Origin of the sequence: Corynebacterium rouxii (assembly GCF_902702935.1) — a bacterium.
GTDB classification, from domain to species: Bacteria; Actinomycetota; Actinomycetes; order Mycobacteriales; family Mycobacteriaceae; genus Corynebacterium; species Corynebacterium rouxii.
In genome coordinates this window covers 1,512,875-1,532,232 of record NZ_LR738855.1, presented here as the reverse complement: position 1 = coordinate 1,532,232, position 19,358 = coordinate 1,512,875, and the positions used below count along the sequence as shown (strand labels likewise).

Annotated in this window: 16 protein-coding genes; 12 read left to right on the top strand and 4 right to left on the bottom strand. The window is 50.3% G+C overall.

All coding sequences use genetic code 11. From position 1 onward, the window contains the following. Positions 1-23 precede the first annotated feature (23 nt). The 3 genes from CIP100161_RS07615 to CIP100161_RS07605 all read left to right on the top strand — a co-directional run bounded on the left by CIP100161_RS07615 (position 24) and on the right by CIP100161_RS07605 (position 4,313). Positions 24-1,880 (top strand): penicillin-binding transpeptidase domain-containing protein, encoded by a 1,857-nt coding sequence (locus CIP100161_RS07615; RefSeq protein ID WP_155873300.1) that lies wholly within the window; start codon positions 24-26, stop codon positions 1,878-1,880. Positions 1,881-1,926: 46 nt separating this feature from the next. Further along, entirely contained in the window at positions 1,927-2,811 is an 885-nt protein-coding gene (gene map, locus CIP100161_RS07610) for a type I methionyl aminopeptidase (protein ID WP_155873298.1), read from the top strand. A gap of 62 nt (positions 2,812-2,873) precedes the next feature. Further along, a complete protein-coding gene (locus tag CIP100161_RS07605) occupies positions 2,874-4,313 on the top strand; it encodes a cobyric acid synthase (RefSeq protein WP_155873296.1) in 1,440 nt (479 codons plus the stop codon). Positions 4,314-4,372: 59 nt separating this feature from the next. Here CIP100161_RS07605 and mtr read toward each other — a convergent pair whose 3' ends face one another. Together mtr and CIP100161_RS07595 are read right to left on the bottom strand one after the other, a co-directional pair. Then, on the bottom strand, positions 4,373-5,764 hold the full coding sequence (gene mtr, locus CIP100161_RS07600) for a mycothione reductase (RefSeq protein ID WP_155873294.1): 1,392 nt from the start codon (positions 5,762-5,764) through the stop codon (positions 4,373-4,375). 94 nt (positions 5,765-5,858) lie between these two features. Next, positions 5,859-6,872, bottom strand: coding sequence for an alpha/beta hydrolase (locus tag CIP100161_RS07595; RefSeq protein ID WP_155873292.1), 1,014 nt, complete (start codon positions 6,870-6,872; stop codon positions 5,859-5,861). A 374-nt stretch (positions 6,873-7,246) separates the two neighbouring features. Here CIP100161_RS07595 and mqo point away from each other — a divergent pair, with 374 nt between their 5' ends. The 7 genes from mqo to CIP100161_RS07560 all read left to right on the top strand — a co-directional run bounded on the left by mqo (position 7,247) and on the right by CIP100161_RS07560 (position 14,555). Next, a complete protein-coding gene (gene mqo / locus CIP100161_RS07590) occupies positions 7,247-8,746 on the top strand; it encodes a malate dehydrogenase (quinone) (RefSeq protein WP_155873290.1) in 1,500 nt (499 codons plus the stop codon). A 195-nt stretch (positions 8,747-8,941) separates the two neighbouring features. After that, a complete protein-coding gene (locus CIP100161_RS07585; protein ID WP_155873289.1) occupies positions 8,942-10,027 on the top strand; it encodes an ATP-binding protein in 1,086 nt (361 codons plus the stop codon). Further along, positions 9,981-10,793 (top strand): vWA domain-containing protein, encoded by an 813-nt coding sequence (locus CIP100161_RS07580; protein WP_155873287.1) that lies wholly within the window; start codon positions 9,981-9,983, stop codon positions 10,791-10,793. Before CIP100161_RS07585 ends, CIP100161_RS07580 begins: the two co-directional genes overlap by 47 nt. 125 nt (positions 10,794-10,918) lie before the next feature. Next, positions 10,919-11,539: a cob(I)yrinic acid a,c-diamide adenosyltransferase gene (gene cobO / locus CIP100161_RS07575; protein WP_155874561.1), complete on the top strand. Its 621-nt coding sequence runs from the start codon at positions 10,919-10,921 to the stop codon at positions 11,537-11,539. Beyond that, complete coding sequence (locus CIP100161_RS07570) at positions 11,533-12,912, top strand: cobyrinate a,c-diamide synthase (RefSeq protein WP_155873284.1); 1,380 nt, start codon at positions 11,533-11,535, stop codon at positions 12,910-12,912. Before cobO ends, CIP100161_RS07570 begins: the two co-directional genes overlap by 7 nt. A 91-nt stretch (positions 12,913-13,003) precedes the next feature. Beyond that, on the top strand, positions 13,004-13,411 hold the full coding sequence (locus CIP100161_RS07565) for a methylated-DNA--[protein]-cysteine S-methyltransferase (RefSeq protein ID WP_232053127.1): 408 nt from the start codon (positions 13,004-13,006) through the stop codon (positions 13,409-13,411). A gap of 19 nt (positions 13,412-13,430) precedes the next feature. Next, a complete protein-coding gene (locus tag CIP100161_RS07560; protein ID WP_155873282.1) occupies positions 13,431-14,555 on the top strand; it encodes a GTP-binding protein in 1,125 nt (374 codons plus the stop codon). A gap of 3 nt (positions 14,556-14,558) precedes the next feature. On the opposite strand, the gene CIP100161_RS07555 is transcribed toward CIP100161_RS07560, so the two are convergent. Further along, positions 14,559-15,905, bottom strand: a complete 1,347-nt coding sequence (locus CIP100161_RS07555) for a protein adenylyltransferase SelO family protein (RefSeq protein WP_155873280.1) — start codon at positions 15,903-15,905, stop codon at positions 14,559-14,561. On the opposite strand from CIP100161_RS07555, the gene cobA reads away from it, so the two are divergent. Then, positions 15,904-16,728 (top strand): uroporphyrinogen-III C-methyltransferase, encoded by an 825-nt coding sequence (cobA, locus tag CIP100161_RS07550; RefSeq protein ID WP_155873278.1) that lies wholly within the window; start codon positions 15,904-15,906, stop codon positions 16,726-16,728. The two genes, CIP100161_RS07555 and cobA, sit on opposite strands and share 2 nt — an antisense overlap. Before the next feature lie 12 nt (positions 16,729-16,740). On the opposite strand, the gene yaaA is transcribed toward cobA, so the two are convergent. Continuing rightward, on the bottom strand, positions 16,741-17,490 hold the full coding sequence (gene yaaA / locus CIP100161_RS07545; protein ID WP_155873276.1) for a peroxide stress protein YaaA: 750 nt from the start codon (positions 17,488-17,490) through the stop codon (positions 16,741-16,743). 31 nt (positions 17,491-17,521) lie between these two features. Between yaaA and CIP100161_RS07540 the strand changes: the two genes are divergently transcribed. Continuing rightward, a complete protein-coding gene (locus tag CIP100161_RS07540) occupies positions 17,522-19,279 on the top strand; it encodes a proline--tRNA ligase (protein WP_155873274.1) in 1,758 nt (585 codons plus the stop codon). Positions 19,280-19,358 lie beyond the last annotated feature (79 nt).

Here is a 19,358-nt window from a genome sequence, read left to right as displayed (position 1 = left end):
ACGTCAGTGTTAGCCTTGTCACCATGGACATCGTCTCTGCTCGATTGGCTCGCCGTGCAACTGGAATCACCTTGGCTGTGTGCCTTGTAGGAAGCAGTATGACGGCATGTACACCGAAGCCAAAATCGGCACAACCTGTGGCGGAAGAATTCTTTCATAGCGTAGCAGCGCAAGATTTTGATGCTGCAGCGCAGCTTACAGACCAAGACGTATCAGCCCGTGAATTGCTCTCACGATCGTGGGAAGGATTGCAAGCAGAAGGACTTGACGTGTCCCTTAATAGGGTCGACACAAAAGACACCGTAGCGACAGCGAAATACACGCTGACATGGAAACTGCCTAAAGACCGTACATTGTCCTATGACACCTCTATGACACTAAACCGAATTAACGATCAGTGGACAATTCGGTGGCAGCCTGCAGCAGTGCACCCCAAATTGGCGGCGAATCAGCACCTCGAACTACGTGCCATTAATGCTGAACGTGCAAGTGTTGTCTCTTCCGATGGGGCAGAGGTTCTCGTACCAGGCGTCCAATATCGTTTGATCGCCGATACTCAACACATCGTCGACAAAGCTGCTACGGCACAAACTGTTGCAACGCACCTCCACGCTGCTCGTGCAGCCGACGAGACGGTTCCAGAGCTATCAGCCAGCGACATCCAACAGGCATTAGAAACCAATCGTGGTTCATATTCGCTTGCCGTGATCAGCGAGCGTGCAGGCGACAGTATGAAACAGGCGCTAGCAGGAGTTTCGGGAATCCGACTTAATAAAGAAGCTGCGATGGTCAACAAAGACCCCAACTTCGCGCCTGATGTCATTCGGAGGGTGTCGTCGTTAGTGAACGATCAATTGTCAGGAGCAAATGGTTGGAGCGTCGACGCAGTCACACAAGACGGCGCCTCCATGCAAACCATTGAAAGGCATGCTCCTCAGGTCGCACCAGCAATTCGCATCAGCTTGAACCACAACGTGCAAGTTGCTGCGGAGCGTGCTGTTAACCTTCACAAAGACAAACAATCCATGTTGGTAGCAATTCGGCCCTCAACGGGAGAGATTCTAGCAATCGCACAGTCAGATCTTGCAGACAAACAAGGCGACCTAGCACTCAACGGACAGTATCCGCCAGGATCTACTTTTAAGATTGTGACAGCATCTGCTGGGATCCAAGATCAGGGGCTAAATGCGGATTCCATCGTGCCATGCCCTGGGACAATGAACATTTATGGCCGAACAGTAACCAATTACAACGGCTTCTCCCTAGGAAACGTTCCGCTAGAAAAAGCATTCGCACGCTCTTGCAACACCACTTTTGCCAATATTTCAGAGCAACTTAACAAAGGGCAGCTCGAAGAAATTGGTCGCGCTTTTGGGGTGGGAATAGATTACGACATTCCAGGTCTCAACACCCTCACCGGTTCGATCCCCCAAGGAGATACTGAACTTGCAAGAACGGAAGCTGGTTACGGCCAGGGCGAAGTGCTCGTTAGCCCATTCGGAATGGCTTTAGTATCGGCAACCGCAGCGGCAGGAAAGACCCCAACACCAACGCTTGTTTCTGGAACCACAACAAAGGTTTCTGGAACGGCAGATGGCCTCAAACCAGAAACCGTTGAGCAACTACGACGTCTTATGGGGGCTGTGACCGCGCCGGGTGGCACTGCAGCAGGTATGCGTGCCGGTGGCAAGATTTTTGGTAAGACTGGTGAGGCTGAAATCAATGGGGGTTCCCACGCATGGTTTACCGGCTATAGGGATGACATCGCGTTTGCCAGCTTGGTGGTCTTAGGTGGTGGTTCGGAAGCCTCAGTTGCAGTAGTGGATAACTTTTTCACTACGCTTGATGATCTCAACGCGGGTAGAGCAGCATCGGAGTAGTACCCCGTTGGTACCGGCGGAGCCTTATTAGGGTTAGCATAGCTTTATGGCTATAACTCGAGAACCTTTAAAACCTGGACATCCCACCCCGATCCGTGAGGTTCCGGCATACATTGATCGACCTGAATACGTTTGGAAAGATGAAGTTCAGGAGGCTATTGGAGAGCCTTTCATCCAGACTCCGGAAACAATCGAGGCTATGCGCGAGGCCTCAAAGATCGCGGCAAATGCTTTGCACGTTGCTGGTGCTGCGGTAGCTCCTGGAGTGACTACTGATGAGATCGACCGGATTGCCCACGAATACATGTGTGATCACGGTGCATATCCTTCATGCTTGGGATATCGAGGATTCACAAAATCGTCGTGCGTTAGTTTGAACGAGATTGTTTGTCATGGAATTCCAGATACTACGGTGATCCAAGATGGCGACATTGTGAACATCGACATCACTGCATACAAAAATGGTGTGCATGGAGATACTAACGCGACGTTTTTGGCGGGTAATGTCTCCGAAGAACACCGATTGCTCGTGGAGCGTACCTACGAAGCGACGATGCGTGGAATTCGAGCGGCAAAACCTGGTCGTGAGATTAACGTCATTGGTCGTGTCATCGAGTCGTATGCAAAGCGCTTTGGATACTCGGTGGTTACAGACTTCACGGGCCATGGCATTGGCACCACGTTCCACAATGGGCTAGTGGTTTTGCACTACGACTCCGACGCATATCGTGACGTCTTAGAACCAGGCATGACGCTGACGATCGAGCCGATGATCAATCTTGGTGGGTTGGACTACCGTATTTGGGAAGACGGTTGGACGGTGCAAAATACAGACTTTAAGTTCACTGCCCAGTTCGAGCACACGTTGGTTATTACTGACGATGGAAACGAAATTCTTAGCATCCCAGATGACGACGTTAAAATATTCTAATTTCAGTTGTGCGTAATCATGCCGATTGTTTTTCTGCCTAAATAAGGGGGAGTAGTCACACTATGAAATCGTTCCTCGTCGCCGGATGTACATCTGATGCTGGTAAATCTGTCGTTGTTGCAGGGCTATGTCGTGCGTTGACGAGGAGAGGTTTGCGTGTCGCCCCCTTTAAAGCCCAAAACATGTCGAATAATTCGGCTGTTACTCCTGACGGAGGGGAGATCGGCAGGGCTCAAGCGCTGCAAGCATATGCGTGTGGCCTTGTTCCTAGTGTGGATTTCAACCCGATTTTGCTCAAACCAGGATCCGATCGAACATCGCAACTCGTCGTTCGGGGTATTGCCACGGGCAATGTATCCGCTCGAAGCTATATCGAACACCGCACTGAGCTTCGAAAAATTGCTGCAGATTCGCTTAACTCGCTTCGCGAGTGTTTCGACGTCGTCGTGTGCGAAGGTGCAGGTTCTCCTGCTGAAACTAACCTGAGGGCGACAGATGTAGCTAATTTTGGGCTGGCAGAGGAATGCGATCTGCCTGTATATATCGTGGGTGATATTGATCGTGGCGGGGTATTGGCGCACTTTTATGGGACACATCAAATCGTTGATGATGCAGACCGTGCTCGCATTCAGGGGTTTGTAGTTAATAAATTCCGCGGCGATGAGTCGATCCTTGAACCTGGCCTTAAAAGCCTAGAAGATCGTCTTGGTGTTCCTACGGTGGCCATACTTCCGTTTATCCATGGTTTGTGGATTGATGCTGAGGATTCTTTACAGTCCACGATCGGTGTGACTGTTGGCCCTGCAGCTGCACCACTGGGTACACAGCGATTGCGCGTTGCTGCAATTCGGCTACCTCGAGTGTCTAACGCTACAGATGTTGAGGCTCTAGCTTGTGAGCCTGGAGTTACCGTAACGTGGACAGTTGATCCGGATTCGGTCGCAGAAGCCGATCTAGTAGTCATCCCTGGATCTAAGTCAACCCTTAGTGATTTAGCATGGTTACGTTCTACAGGCATCGCTGACGCAGTATTGGAACGCGCACGGTCACAGCGACCAACTTTGGGTATTTGTGGTGGCTTTCAAATGATGTGTTCACGCATTGACGATCCAGTGGAATCTGGAAGTACCACGCCCGTGGAAGGTCTGGGGATTTTTGACGCTGATATTAAGTTCCACCCTGAAAAGACACTGATCCGTCACGAAAATGGTGGATATGAAGTCCACCATGGGCGTGTTGAACGAAGCACCGAACAGCCATGGATCGGTAGCGAAGGTGCGCGAACTCATAGCAGCTTTGGCACTCATCGCCATGGCTATTTGGAAGATGACGATGCACGGCGTGATTTCCTTGTCACTGTGTCAAAACTCGCACAACGCCCAGGCTTTGTAGTTGCTCCATCAACTTCTTTTGAAAAGGAACGTAATAAGCAGCTTGACGTGATAGCCGATGCTATCGAACAACATTGGGATCTTGATCAGCTCATTGCATCGCTTACCTAATCTCATAAAATGAGGGGCTGTAGGACAAAAGTTGTCCTACAGCCCCTCATTTTATGAGATTAGGAGAAATCGAGTCCGAGCAGTGCGTTCTCAGTTAGCTCGGGCAGTGCCGGATGGATCCAGTACTGTTTTGTTGCTACCTCTCGCACATCTAAATCGAAGGCCATGACAGTAATAAGCTGCTGAATAAGAGTGGAGGCTTGAGGGCCGATAAAGTGCGCGCCGAGCAACCGTCCTGTCTTCTTATCTGCAATGAGTTTGGCAAAATGCTGGGTATCCTCCATAGCCCAGCCATAGGCTACGTCACCATAGTTTTGAATCTTCACCGTGATGGAATATCCAGCGTCACGAGCTTCTTGCTCAGTAAGGCCTACGGTTGCAATCTGAGGATGCGTGAATACACCTGCAGGAACATGGTTATGCGGCATAGATTTGAGATCTTCAGGATGCAGCAAATTATGCTTTACTGCACGCATCTCAGCATTAGCAACATGCTTGAGCTGGTAAGGAGAAGACACATCACCTAGTGCCCACACACCGTCGGCGGTTGTGCGACCAAAATCATCAACCTTGATGCGCTTGCCAGCCATTTCGATTCCCGCTGAATCCAGGTTCATCTGATCACCATTAGGAATACGACCGGTTGCGACCAAAAGCACTTCGCCGGTTGCAGTGGAGCCGTCGTCAAGTGTCAAAGTGACACCATTGGAGTCTTCATCCACACTGGACACTGTGCGCCCCAGACGACAATCCATCTTGGTCTTAGTGATTTCAGTAAAACGAGTAGAAATATCCGCATCGAGTACACGAAGAAGCTGAGGTGAACGATTAACCACCGTTACGTTTACTCCTAGTGCGGAGAACACATGGGCAAATTCCATAGCGATGTAGCCACCACCCAAGACAACCATGGAACGCGGCAAATCAGGCATCCGCATGATCGTCTCATTGGTGTAATAGGTGACATTTGATTCTTCAATATAAGAAGGAATAAAAGGACGCGAACCAGTGGCAACCACGATGGTGTCACCAGAAATAGTCGGGGCGTTGTCGCCATCGCCAATCTGCAAGGTTTTAGGCGCAATAAAACGCGCATGTTGGTCATACACGTCGATATTGGGGGTTTTGTCCCCGCGTCGATAATCTTCGCCGCTTGCTGCAATAGGATCAATACGATGTGCAAATACGCGCTCTACGATGTCAGACCACTGCACGGAGTTAATGGAAGCTGAAATGCCGAAGCGCTCAGAATCGGCGATGACCTCGGCGATTTCAGAAGCGTACACAAACATCTTGGTCGGAATGCACCCTACGTTGAGGCAAGTGCCACCAAATTTTCCTTTTTCCACGATGGCAATGGATTTATCGTCAAATTCGGGACCGGGGATGGAATTACCTGAACCGGAGCCGACAATGATCAGGTCGTAATGGCGTGGTTGTTGATTATTCATGAGGAAAAAGGAGTCCTTTCAGGGGGGCGGAAGCAGAGCCACGATGACATACAAACTATCAGTATCAAAATATATTTCGAAGCTGAAGCAAAGATCAGATTGTGTGATCAGAAAGAATTCTGTTCATCCAGCTTACCGACGTCTCCAACGCTTGCAATCGTGCAGGTTTCTGAGAGAGATATACGTCATGAACAGCACCACGAATAGTGCGAACAGAAACGTATTCAGATAAATGGGGCGCCCATCGTTTCATTTGCTCAACGTCTAATACAGTGTCAGTAACTTGTGCACGCGGAGAAAACTTACCGCGCAATGACGAATGATCGGAACACAACATGAGAAGTGGTATGCCGCAATCAACTGCATCATTGTGCACTAATGACTGCGCGGTATCTATGGCATGTAACCATCCGAGCTTGCGAAGATGACCGGTCAAAGGCTTAAAACTTATGTCATAGTCCCACTCCCCATTGCGGCTGGTGTGCAAGGAACGTCCATAGGTACCTTCTTTTGAACGCCCAAAGGAAGCATGAGGAAAGCGTTGTGCGGCACGAGCCAAGATCGGTCGCAATGCTCTAGTGACAGTTGCGGGAGTCATCATATCCAGCCACGGGCTGTTGAGTATCGCGCCGGGAGTCGTAGGGCATAAAGACTCGCGTTGGCGAAGGTCATCTAGCCAGTGGGCAATAATTAATCCACCAGTTGAGTGACCAATAGGAAACAACGTTGGGTGGAGTTCTTCGATAATAGATTTAGCGCGGTTTAACTCTTCAAAATATCGGGAAATATCAGATATGTAGTGCCACGACTGATCCCTACGATGGGAACGACCACACTTGCGAAGGTCCAGCGCGTACACACCGAATCCGTGCTTATGAAACCACTGTGCTACATGGCGCTGGAAAAAATAATCGGTCATTCCGTGGATAAAGAGGACTGCAGGCTGGCCTGTGGGCGTTGGCAGGTCAGTGGGAGCGTATCGCACAAGAGTGGCATATATGTTGCCTTCGTTGCCTTCGCTAACGGGGTCAGCACCTAAAGGAATGACAAGCTGTTGAAAGCCTTTTCCCAAAATGTCGGGTTGCCATTGGTAATCAGAAGCAGTCATACCCACTAAATTTAGTCTGTTTGGTGTACATAGGTAAGTGAGCCTGAGATGAATCAATCGGAATTGTTTAGCCTCAATGAGTTTGTTTTACCCTATCTTTAGGGGGGAGGTCTCCTGTATAGATATGCAGGTCCAGCCGCAAATGGGTGAGTTATTGCCCAAACGAACGCTTTGCAGGCGTACACTAAACCGATGATGAACTGAATTTTTAAGGATGTGTCAACTATTTTGTATTGGTTGATGCTTCAAACCGTAGTTGGTGAGCACGTGAAACAAAATGTGTGAATTCCTACAGCGGTTGCCGAGTGATCGGCTGGCTTCGGTTCATGGGACACTGGGAAATACGTCGAAGGCAATACTCAAGGAAGTTTAAAATGGCAGACTCCACCCCTGCGCAACAAGTCACCGACGAGGTTGATGTTGCGCTCATCGGTGCCGGCATTATGAGCGCTACGTTGGGTGCAATGCTTCGCACCTTGGAACCTGGCTGGACCCAGGTTATGTTCGAGCGCTTGGATGCCCCCGCGCAAGAATCTTCTTCACCTTGGAATAACGCTGGCACGGGCCACTCGGCACTATGCGAGCTGAACTACACGCCTGAGGTGAAGGGGCGGGTACAAATTGACAAGGCTTTGGGCGTCAACGAAAAATTCCAAATTTCTCGTCAGTTCTGGTCTTACCAAGTAAGCGAAGGCGTTTTGCCTTCGCCCCGTGAGTGGATCAACCCAGTTCCACACGTATCCTTCGGACGTGGCGAGGACCAAGTTGCTTATTTGAAGAAGCGTTACGAGGCACTTGCTGCGCACCCTCTGTTCCCGAACATGCAATACACGGATGATCGTGCCAAGTTCGCTGAAATGCTGCCGCTTATGGCTGATGGTCGTAGCGAGTTTGAAAAAGTTGCTATTTCATGGACCGACGCTGGTACGGACATCAACTATGGTTCCCAGACGCGTCAATTCCTTAAAGCCGCAGAGAAAAATGGCACCGAGATCCGTTACGGGCACGAAGTTAAAGACATTAAGCGTGATGGCGCTAAGTGGCGTGTGACGGTCAAGAATATCCATACCGGAGACACCCAAGTTATTCGCGCTAACTTTGTGTTTGTTGGCGCTGGCGGCATGGCATTGCCATTGCTGCAGAAAACGGGCATTGTGGAAATCCGTGGTTGGGGTGGCTTCCCAGTTTCGGGTCAGTGGCTACGATGCACTAATCCTGACATTATTGAACAGCATGCTGCCAAGGTTTATGGCAAGGCATCAATTGGTGCGCCTCCTATGTCGGTTCCGCACCTTGACACTCGTGTAATTGACGGTGAAAAGGGTTTGCTGTTTGGCCCTTATGCTGGTTGGACTCCGAAGTTCTTGAAAAAGGGCTCCTATTTGGATCTCTTTAAGTCGATTCGTCCAACCAACTTGATGTCCTACTTGGGTGTTGGTGCGCAAGAGTTCGGCCTTACCAAGTATCTCATCACGGAAGTCATGAAGGATCAGGCTGCGCGCATGGAATCGCTGCGTGAATACATGCCTAATGCAAAGGATGAGGATTGGGAACTGGTCACTGCTGGTCAGCGTGTGCAGGCAATTCAGCCGGTTGTGGGTCCTCGATTCTCCACTCTTGCGTTTGGTACTTCATTGATCAACTCTGCTGATGGCTCCGTAGCAGGAATCCTGGGCGCCTCTCCTGGTGCATCTATCGCTCCAGCTGCCATGCTTGAGCTGCTCGAACGCTGCTTCGGCCAGAAGATGGTGGAATGGGGTCCAACGATTAAAGACATGATTCCTTCATACGGTATCCGTTTGGCAACGGATCAGAAGCTCTTCAACGAGATCTGGGATCATACCCAAGTGACTTTGCAGCTTGATAAGAAGTAAAGCTGCTTTGTACACCTTTGAATGGTGTATATGGGATTAAAATAGATCTCAATGCCTCGTCGTTCGGTACATAGAAAGTGCCCGTTTCGGCGAGGCATTTTCATTAAGATAGACTGAATGGAAGTTCGACCATGTGGAGCTACGGCGTTTATTTCATGCTGCGTGGTAGCTCACGTCTCCTCAAAGGATTAGATAATGTCAACGAAGCAGTCTCCGCTATTTCCTTTTTCTGCTGTTGTAGGCCAAGATCAACTGCGGCTCGCGTTAATTCTTACGGCGATTTCACCTCGAATTGGTGGAGTAGTAATCCGCGGTGAGAAGGGAACCGCAAAAACGACGACGGTTCGTGCATTTGCAGCGTTGCTAGGTGATGCTCCACTGGTTAATCTTCCTATCGGGGCAACGGAAGATCGAGTTGTTGGCTCGTTAGACATGGAGACTGTTCTAACGACTGGAAAAGCCAAATTTCGGCCGGGCTTATTGTCCCAAGCGCATGAGGGTGTTTTGTACGTCGATGAGGTCAACTTGTTGGCTGATCATCTCGTCGATGCTCTGCTTGATGCGGCCGCGACTGGGCGTGTGACTGTTGAACGTGATGGTATTTCGCATACGGCTCCTGCTCGATTTGTGCTCGTAGGAACCATGAATCCAGAAGAAGGTGAGTTGCGGCCTCAGCTGCTCGATCGTTTTGGACTCTCCGTTGATGTGGCAGCATCGAAGGATATTCAGATTCGGGCAGAAATTATGCGCAGACGACTCGATTTTGAATCTGATCCTGTTGACTTCGCACAACGCTGGCTTGCTCTAGACAAGAATACATCGCAAGCAATCAAAAGCGCGCAAGATCGTGTCGATAACGTCATGCTTAGTGATACTAATTTGGCACGTATCGCCCATATTTGTGCTTCTTTTGACGTTGATGGCATGCGTGCTGATCTAGTTATTGCTCGTACCGCTATTGCTCATGCTGCATGGCGCGGAGACTCGTTGGTAACAGACGAGGACATCAAGGTAGCAGCAGAACTGGCTCTGCCACATCGACGTCGTAGGGATCCGTTTGATGAACCCGGCCTTGATCAAGACCAACTTGATGAGGTTATGGACGAAGCGCGAGATCAGCACCCAGAGATGAATGATCCTGCTGAACAATCAGCAAATGAGGATCAAATAGAAAACGAAACATCTGATCACGAAGATCGTCTAGAGGATCAAGAAACTCAGACTCCTGATTCCGATGGGCAGGAGGGCAGCGCTACTCAAGGCGCCCCCTTTCGTTCCTAAGGTTCTTCGGCGTAGTGGAATAGGTAACGAAGGCGCCGCGGGGCGTCGCTCGCAAGCATATTCAGCCAACGGTTCTACAGTGCGTGCAGTGCGTGGCGGGCATGGAATAAACATCGTGGGATCAATATTTGCGGCTGCTGAACGTGGTGCTCGTATCCGCAGTTCGATGATTGATTTTCGCCCCGAAGATCTTCGAGGATCGTTACGCAGAGGTATGGAATCTAACCTCATAGTATTTGTGGTCGATGCCTCTGGCTCCATGGCTGGACAAGATCGCTTGGCATCGGTCACAGGTGCTGTTCTGTCGATGTTGCGTGATGCGTATCAAAGGCGTGACAAGGTAGCTGTTATTAGCGTGCGGGGTGCAGTGCCGGAACTGGTACTTCCACCTACGGGTTCGATCGATGTAGCGTATCGGAGGCTTTCGAATGTGACCACGGGGGGTCGTACTCCTCTGGGAGAAGGTCTCAACATGGCACATTCGGTTATCAAGAGAGAATTTATTAAGGAGCCGAATCGGCGTGCTCTACTTGTTGTGTTATCTGATGGACGCGCAACCGGCGGATCGGGGCTGGCAGGGGTACGTACGGCAGCTCAAGGGATCGCACGTCGAGGGCTTACCGGCAGCGTAGTAGTTGATTGTGAGTCTGGTGGTCGTGTGACATTGGGGTTGGCTCGTGAATTGGCGCAGCAGCTGCAAGGCGTATGTGTCAAACTTGACGAACTTAACGCTGATTCGGTGTCAGGTTTGATCAAAGCGTTGTAGATATTCGCGGTAAAATACCACACGACGGTTATCGCTTTTTCGTTCGCTTATGCGGACAAAAATGGGAAAGCATGACTTACTCGCATGATCAACGGCATCACTACTGGATGTATAAGGAGACACGCATGCCTCAAGGGAAACTCGATCCAGCTTCGGTTCCAGATGATGGTTTAACTACTCGTCAACGCAGGTTGTTGCCGATTACAGCTGTTCATACTGGTCCTGGCAAAGGTAAATCAACAGCTGCTTTTGGCATGGCGCTACGCGCATGGAATCAAGGTATGAACATCGGAGTTTTCCAATTCGTCAAATCTGCAAAATGGCGTGTTGGCGAAGAGAGTGTGTTCAAACAACTAGGTCAATTACATAGTGATAGTGGGGTGGGGGGACCTGTCGAATGGCACAAGATGGGGGAGGGCTGGTCGTGGTCTAAGAAACAAGGATCCGATGCGGATCATGCTCGTGATGCCCGCGAGGGGTGGGAAGAGATTAAGCGGCGGTTAGCGTCTCAAGCCCATGATTTTTATGTACTCGATGAATTTACGTATCCTATTGCGTGGGGTTGGATTGATGTCGACGATGTCGTTGAGACGTTGAAGAACCGCCCAGGAACTCAACATGTGGTGATCACAGGTCGAAATGCTGCACCGGAGCTTATCGACGTAGCGGATTTGGTTACAGAGATGACAAAGATTAAGCATCCGATGGATGTTGGTCGCAAGGGGCAAAAGGGCATTGAATGGTAACAACACCGGGGTTTGTCATCGCTGCAACCTCATCAGGATCAGGCAAAACTACAATCGCAACAGGTATGATGGCCGCGTTGTCTAAAAGGATGCGTGTTGCGCCTTTTAAGGTGGGGCCGGATTATATTGACCCTGGTTACCACGGTATGGCTGCAGGGCGTCAAGGGCGAAATCTTGACTCTGTGATGTGCGGTATCGATTTAATTGGTCCGTTATATGCGCATGGAAGCGCCAATGCTGATATCGCTGTCGTCGAAGGTGTGATGGGCCTTTTTGATGGTCGAATTGCACAGGGGCAAAATACTGCGGATGCCCAAGCACAAGGCTCAAGTGCGGAAATCGTAGCAGCTCTTGGTCTGCCCGTGGTTCTTGTGGTCGACGTACGCGGAATGAGCCAGTCTGTGGGAGCTGTCGTTCGTGGCTTTGCCACTGCTGATCCGCATGTTCGTATTGCTGGAGTGATCCTCAACAAGGTTGGAACTGATCGGCATGCAGAGGTTTGTCGTGAAGCAGTTGAAGCTGTTGGTGTTCGCGTTTTGGGGGCAATTCCGAGAGTGGATCACGCTGAGGTCCCGTCGCGGCATTTGGGGCTTATCACTAGCGTTGAACTTGATGCGGCTGAAGATGCTGTTGCAGCAATGGCAACTCTGGTGGAAGAACACGTTGATCTTGATGCCCTCATTGAGCTCGCCGATTGTGCCTATAACGGTCCTGCGTGGGATCCGGCGTTGGCAATTGGGATGAGCGATGCTAAAGCGCTTGATCGTAAACCAGTGATCGCTTTGGCTGGAGGTCCGGCATTTTCTTTCACTTATGCGGAACATGTTGAGATGCTTTCTGCTGCTGGCGCAACGGTTGTTGCTTTTGATCCTTTGTCTGAACAATTGCCGCAGTGTGACGGTTTGATCATTCCAGGTGGTTTCCCAGAAGAACATTGTGACGTGCTGGAGCAGCGGGCAGACCTAAAACAACAAGTGCGTGATGCGATAGCTCAGGGAATCCCCGTACATGCAGAATGTGCCGGCTTATTGTGGTTGCTATCTACTCTTGATGGGCGTCCGATGCTTGATGTTATCCCTACTCATGGTGCTATGAGGCGTCGCCTCACACTGGGATACCGTGATGCAGTGGTGGTACATGATTCGGTGATTTATCGCGCTGGTGAACGAGTAACAGGCCACGAGTTCCATCACACGACTATTGCAGATTCAGTGGTGCCTGGTTGGGACAGTGCATGGGGTTGGCGCGCATGGGATGGAAGTCCCAAAGTTGAAGGATTCGTATCTGGCAATGTTCATGCTAGTTATCTTCATGTCCATCCTGCTGCTGTTCCCGCCGCGGTGAGAAGGTTTGTTGAGGCCTGTGCACGCTGAGTACGGTTTTGTTTCCACTCCTGATGGCCAGTTTTGTGTTGTTACCGATTCGATGACACATAAAATTTTGGCATCAGGGTGGACGGAAAATGTGAGCGAACTTGTTGGATTGATCCATAGAGACCTTCGACCGCTGAGTATGCGTAAGGCAACGGTTTCGCTATCTATACAAAATGTCATCAGTGCGTACTATGGTGGCCAGTTCGCGGGGATTCTCACGGTGCCACTTTTGCAACAGGCTACCGATTTTCGGATGTCAGTATGGTCTGCGCTTCGAAGAATTCCGAGTGGTTCGCCAGTATCGTATACAACGTTGGCGCAGATGAGCGGACATGAAGGTGCGGTAAGAGCTGTGGCGTCGGCGTGTGCGAACAATCCAGTGGCATTATTTGTGCCTTGTCATCGTGTAATTCGTTCTGATGGTTCTTACGGTGGATTTCGCTATGGTCTTGCCGTTAAGCGTTCGTTGTTAACGCGGGAAGTTGCACATAATAACTGAAAACGGTATCCATTAAGGAATGTCGTATCCAACTCCCGTCACCGTCCTGTCTGGATTCCTAGGATCAGGAAAAACCACACTTCTCAACCAAATGCTGGCCAACCGCGAATCCAAAAAGATAGCGGTCATTGTCAATGATTTTTCAGAAATCAATATTGATGCAGCTCTCATCGCAGGTGAAGGATATCTCGAACGCGGCGAAGACAAATTTGTTGAACTAACCAACGGCTGCATTTGCTGCACGCTTCGCGACGACCTCGTCCAGTCCGTAGGCGCACTAGCATCTAGCAGCGACTATGATCACATCGTGATTGAGTCAACCGGCATATCTGAACCTATGCCGGTTGCTGCCACCTTTGAATGGGTATGGGACGATGGAACTCGCTTAGCAGACATTGCACCTATCGACACGATGGCAACGCTTGTCGACGCTTCTCAGTTCCTGACCTACATGGGCAAGAAAACCTATCTCACTGACCGTGATCTAGGTGCAACCGAGGACGATGAGCGAACAATTGCTGATTTGCTCGTTGATCAAGTGGAATTCGCTGACAAGATTTACATTACCAAATCAGACCTTGTAGATGACGAGCGCTACCATGCCACCGAAGCACTCGTGCGTCGCATGAATCCCCGCGCAAGTATCGACAAACTTGTCGACGGTCGAGTCATCACTGCCAGTGGTGAAAGCCGAAATGCCATCAGTGACCTCCTCGGAGCCATGTGCTACGACGAAGAAACTGCGCGTACCTATCAGGGGTATGTTGCAGAACTAGACAATCCGCACACCCCAGAAACAGAGGAATATGGAATTAGCTCTTTCGTATTCAAAGGGGACCGCCCCTTTGACCGACAGCGCCTCATAGCCGCTTTGCGCTCAACGCGGGGCATCGTACGTTCCAAAGGACACTGCTGGATTTCCGACCGAATCGATATGGTACAGGTATGGCACCAAGCCGGACCTGACCTACGGATTGTGCCCGCAGGTTACTGGCAATCAGCAGGAATTACGCCCTCAAACGAAATCGTCGTCATTGGCGTAAATTTTGATCACGCTCAAGCCCAACAACTACTCAATGACGCCATGCTCAGCGATCCCGAAGTTCAACAACTACTGAGCACAGCTGACGCAGCTAAAAGCTAGCGCCTAAGTGCCACAATAAGTCACATAATCCTGCCACGTGTCAGGGGCAGGATTTTCCATTTTTTTACATTGTTTCTTTCGAAGATAAGGGTTTTTGCCAGCCTCCAAAAGTAAAGAAAACGCAGACATATCCGAATTCATAGCGAGCTCAAGAGCATTTTCTACGAGATAATTACGGGGAACATAGACCGGATTATGAGGAGTTGCGACACGTAGTGAAGAAACTCGTGCATCCCATTGCTGCGCCCAAGGGAAAAGAGAAACAGTAGTGCCATCAGTCAGACTCCGCATGAATTGCGCATAATCCGGACGATGGACATCTAATAACGTCATCAAATCATCAAGCAAGCCTGCTGCGTGATCATCATCTGAATTAATACCTACTGCACGCCCCATCTCATCGAGCCAAGAACGCCGATAAATATCTGGAAACTCTTGGACAATAGCGCGAGCCTCGTCAATAGGCATGAGCGGTAACAGCGCTTCCGCCAACCGAGCGATATTCCACCCCATGATGCTGGGCTGACGCCCAAATGAATACCGACCATGGGTATCAATACTCGAAAAGACCGCTTGCGGATGAAAAGAATCAATAAAAGCGCACGGCCCAAAATCAATGGTTTGTCCAGAAAGCGTCACATTATCGGTATTCATCACACCATGAACGAAGCCAAAGCGCATCCACTGCGCCACTAACTTCGCCTGAGACCTACTAACACGACGCAACAATGATCCAGCCGCCTCCGCATCACTGACAGCATCCTCATGAAACGACAAAGCATAATGCACCAACGCCGCCAATGAATCGTCGTCACGCATTGCGGCACATTGCACACTTCCAATTCGAAGATGATTTTGCGCGACTCTTGCTACAACCGCGCCGGGCAGCATACGTTCGCGTTGGACATCGATACCAGTTGTAATGACGGCGAGAGATCGCGTCGTGGGAACCCCGAGGCCATGAAGTGCTTCGGAAATAAGATATTCCCTCAACATGGGGCCAAGGGTTGCGCGTCCGTCGCCCCGGCGCGCAAAAGGAGTCGGGCCGGAGCCCTTCAAAGAAATTTCGAACTGACCGTTTGGAGCATTCGTTTGTGCGCAATCACCCAGGACTAGCGCTCGACCGTCTCCGAGTAATGGATTGAACTGGCCGAATTGATGTCCTGAGTAGGCCTGGGCATGTCCTTGTTGCGTGATGGTCGAGAGGAGGGAAGTCTCATCGATACCTAATTCTTTGCCGAGTTCATGATTAAACACGATGATATGTGGATCAGGCCACTGTTCAGCGCGCCACGGGACTGCGAGGGAGGGGACAGCATCGGCGAAGGAGTGAGCAAAGGTTAGTGGCATGGTTTACAGGATAATGAAAAAATTCACGGAGATTTCAAGCCGGAATAGGAAGCTGTTTAAACTGGCAGGTATGTTTTCGTCTTCAGACTCGTGGACCGCGCCGGTTAGCCTCATTGGTGGTGGACCTGGCGCATGGGACCTCATAACAGTTCGAGGTATGCACCGTTTGCAGCATGCAGACGTTATTTTGGCAGATCATCTGGGTCCAGCTAGTGAGCTTGCACAATTATGCGATGTATCCACGAAGTACATTATTGATGTATCGAAGTTGCCCTATGGCAAGCAGGTAGCTCAATCTAAGATTAATGAACTGTTGATTGAGCATGCTCAAGCCGGTAAGAAGGTTGCGCGGCTGAAAGGTGGCGATCCTTATATTTTCGGCCGCGGTTTTGAAGAACTCCAAGCGTGCGCCAAGCATGGTATTGCGTGCGAGGTGATTCCTGGAGTTACTAGTGCGGTGGCGGTTCCGGCGCTGGCTGGAATTCCGATTACTCAACGCGGTGTAGTTCATTCCTTTACCGTTATTTCTGGGCATGTTCCTCCGCAGCATCCGCAGTCGCTAAATGACTGGGAGGCCTTAGCACGCACAGGAGGTACGTTGTCTGTGATCATGGGGGTGAAAAACGCTGGTACCATCGCTCAAGCGCTTATCGACGCCGGTCGGGGTGCTGATACTCCGGTAGCCGTCGTTCAAGAAGGATCGACAGAAAACCAAAAGTCGTTTAAAACGACTTTGGCTCAGTTGGGGCAGGCGATGAAAGATAATGACATCAAGCCCCCAGCTGTCTATGTGATTGGTGAGGTGGCAGGCCTTGAGACCTAGTCATTGGATTGTCTAGTAATTTGTGATCACTACTGTGAGCTCATGTGGCTTTGAATGTTCTACGACAAAGCCACATTCTTGAGCCATTACGATGAGGTCTTGGACGGCATGAGCAGGGTCAGGGGTGGCGTCGTGAAGGAGTAAAGCGCGTGCGAGTTGTCCCTTGTAGTGTTTATTAAAGTGGCTGATCACTGAACGCTTTCCGTCGGAATCTTCTGATTCGACGCGGACAGTGATTGCATGTTTGACCTGCCCAAGTTGTTGATAGGTTCCAGATCGAAGATCTAGGATGACCTCATTTGTTTCAGACAATGCTGTGCTAATGGCATTGCCCCAACGACGTTTCAAGGTAGGCGCACTTGCGTCGGAGCGCGGCAGTTTGGTGGTGCCAGAAAGTCGATAATGGGGGATGTTGTCGCTGGCCATGACAACGCCGAATAGTGCGGAACCGATGGCGAGATGTTCCCATGCACTGTTAGGTAAAGAGACAGCATCGAGAGCGTTGTAAAGCACTCCCGTATAACGTAATACTGCAGGCATCGTAGGGGAATGGAAAAGTTCGATATTATGCTGCGCCTCTGGAAGTAATTTTCGGTTTAACTTCAGAATTTCTTGAGCCTGGGATATGTCTAATCTTGCTAAATCGTGGGCAATTTCCTTGCGAATCGGATTCAAGGTAGGGAAGTGAAGTGAATCGAAATCGATAGCTGGATTCTTTCCCCCGACTGCTTTCGTCTCAGAAGGTGGCAACACAATGAGCATGCCTACATCCTAACGGGTATATTAAACCTTTATGATTACACGTCTTTCTACGCTTTTCCTTCGCACTCTGCGCGAAGACCCTGCCGATGCAGAAGTGCCAAGCCACAAGTTGCTTGTTCGTGCGGGATACATTCGTCGAACAGCTCCTGGTGTATATACTTGGTTGCCGCTGGGACTTCGTACGTTGCGCAAAGTAGAAACTGTCGTGCGAGAAGAAATGGACGCTATTGGCGCACAAGAGATTTTGTTCCCTGCGCTTTTACCTCGTGAGCCTTATGAGCAGACACATCGTTGGACCGAGTACGGTGATTCTCTGTTCCGTCTTAAAGACCGTAAAGGTGGTGACTATCTTCTAGGGCCAACGCATGAGGAGATGTTCGCCTCGACTGTCAAGGACATGTATTCGTCCTACAAGGATTTCCCAGTCACCTTGTATCAGATCCAGACGAAGTATCGCGATGAAGAGCGCCCACGTGCCGGTATTCTTCGTGGCCGAGAGTTTGTCATGAAGGACTCTTATTCCTTTGATATGTCTGACGCTGGGCTAGAAGAGTCGTATCAACGCCACCGCCAGGCATATCAGAGAATCCTCGACCGCCTCGGCGTGGAATACGTTATTTGCGCTGCAACTTCGGGCGCTATGGGAGGCTCGGCCTCAGAAGAGTTCCTTGCTGTAAGCGACAATGGCGAAGATACCTTCGTACGTGCAACTGAAGGAACATATGCTGCGAACGTTGAGGCAGTAGTTACTCAGCCGGGAGTAGAGCGTTCGCTCGAACAAGCACCAGAGGCAGTTGAGTACGAAACGCCTCATGCCGAAACCATTGAAGCATTAGTTCAGTGGGCGCAGTCTGCTGGTGTCACCGTTGAAGGACGCTCAGTTGCAGCTGCAGACACTTTGAAGTGTTTGCTGGTGAAGATCACTCAGCCAGGGGCTGAAGAGGCAGAGCTTACGGGTATTTTGTTGCCAGGTGATCGAGAAGTAGACATGAAGCGTCTTGAAGCCTCCGTTGAGCCTGCTGAAGTTGAGTTAGCCTCAGAAGAGGACTTCAAGAATAATCCTTTCTTGGTCAAAGGCTACGTTGGTCCACGCGCTTTGAATGCCCACGGAGTGAAGGTATTAGCTGATCCACGCGTCGTGAGTGGAACTTCATGGATTGCCGGCGCAGATGCCGTTGAACACCATGTTGTTGGCTTGACTATGGGCCGTGACTTTACGGTTGATGGTTACATTGAGGCTGCTGAAATTCGCGAAGGTGATCCAGCGCCAGAGGGGCAAGGTACTTTGACTCTTGCACGCGGCATTGAGGTAGGACATATCTTCCAGCTGGGACGCAAGTACACAGAGGCATTCGATGTTCAGATCTTGGACGAGTCCGGTAAGCGTGCCATCCCTACGATGGGTTCGTACGGCATTGGTGTTTCTCGATTGATGGCTGTTCTCGCCGAGCAGCGCCATGATGAAACTGGCCTGAACTGGCCGCTCGAGGTTGCGCCTTACCAGGTGCATGTTGTCGTTGCTAACAAAGACAAGGAAGCTATTGAAGCAGGCGATGCCCTTGTCGCAGCTCTTGACGCACATGGCATTGAGGTCTTGTTCGATGATCGTCCTAAGGTGAGCCCCGGTGTGAAGTTCAAAGACTCTGAACTACTCGGCATGCCATTTGTTGTGGTCTTGGGTCGTGCTTTCAAAGATGGCAACATTGAACTACGTGAACGTGGACATGAAACAATCTTAGTGTCGGAAGATGAGATCGTCGATACGGTCGTGGCTAAACTGAATCGCTAGTAGCGCAATGGCGCTGCAGGTGCAATTCTAGAGCCTCTCTCGGGGCTAAGGTCTTGAGAGAGGCTCTAAGCATTATTTT

Coding starts and splice junctions, on each gene's coding strand:
- CIP100161_RS07570 (WP_155873284.1), top strand. CDS start 11,533: ATGGTAACAACACCGGGGTTTGTCATCGCTGCAACCTCATCAGGATCA.
- CIP100161_RS07540 (WP_155873274.1), top strand. CDS start 17,522: ATGATTACACGTCTTTCTACGCTTTTCCTTCGCACTCTGCGCGAAGAC.
- CIP100161_RS07595 (WP_155873292.1), bottom strand. CDS start 6,872: ATGACTGCTTCTGATTACCAATGGCAACCCGACATTTTGGGAAAAGGC.
- CIP100161_RS07560 (WP_155873282.1), top strand. CDS start 13,431: ATGTCGTATCCAACTCCCGTCACCGTCCTGTCTGGATTCCTAGGATCA.
- cobO (WP_155874561.1), top strand. CDS start 10,919: ATGCCTCAAGGGAAACTCGATCCAGCTTCGGTTCCAGATGATGGTTTA.
- cobA (WP_155873278.1), top strand. CDS start 15,904: ATGGTTTACAGGATAATGAAAAAATTCACGGAGATTTCAAGCCGGAAT.
- mqo (WP_155873290.1), top strand. CDS start 7,247: ATGGCAGACTCCACCCCTGCGCAACAAGTCACCGACGAGGTTGATGTT.
- CIP100161_RS07555 (WP_155873280.1), bottom strand. CDS start 15,905: ATGCCACTAACCTTTGCTCACTCCTTCGCCGATGCTGTCCCCTCCCTC.
- mtr (WP_155873294.1), bottom strand. CDS start 5,764: ATGAATAATCAACAACCACGCCATTACGACCTGATCATTGTCGGCTCC.
- map (WP_155873298.1), top strand. CDS start 1,927: ATGGCTATAACTCGAGAACCTTTAAAACCTGGACATCCCACCCCGATC.
- CIP100161_RS07605 (WP_155873296.1), top strand. CDS start 2,874: ATGAAATCGTTCCTCGTCGCCGGATGTACATCTGATGCTGGTAAATCT.
- CIP100161_RS07580 (WP_155873287.1), top strand. CDS start 9,981: ATGGGCAGGAGGGCAGCGCTACTCAAGGCGCCCCCTTTCGTTCCTAAG.
- CIP100161_RS07615 (WP_155873300.1), top strand. CDS start 24: ATGGACATCGTCTCTGCTCGATTGGCTCGCCGTGCAACTGGAATCACC.
- yaaA (WP_155873276.1), bottom strand. CDS start 17,490: ATGCTCATTGTGTTGCCACCTTCTGAGACGAAAGCAGTCGGGGGAAAG.
- CIP100161_RS07585 (WP_155873289.1), top strand. CDS start 8,942: ATGTCAACGAAGCAGTCTCCGCTATTTCCTTTTTCTGCTGTTGTAGGC.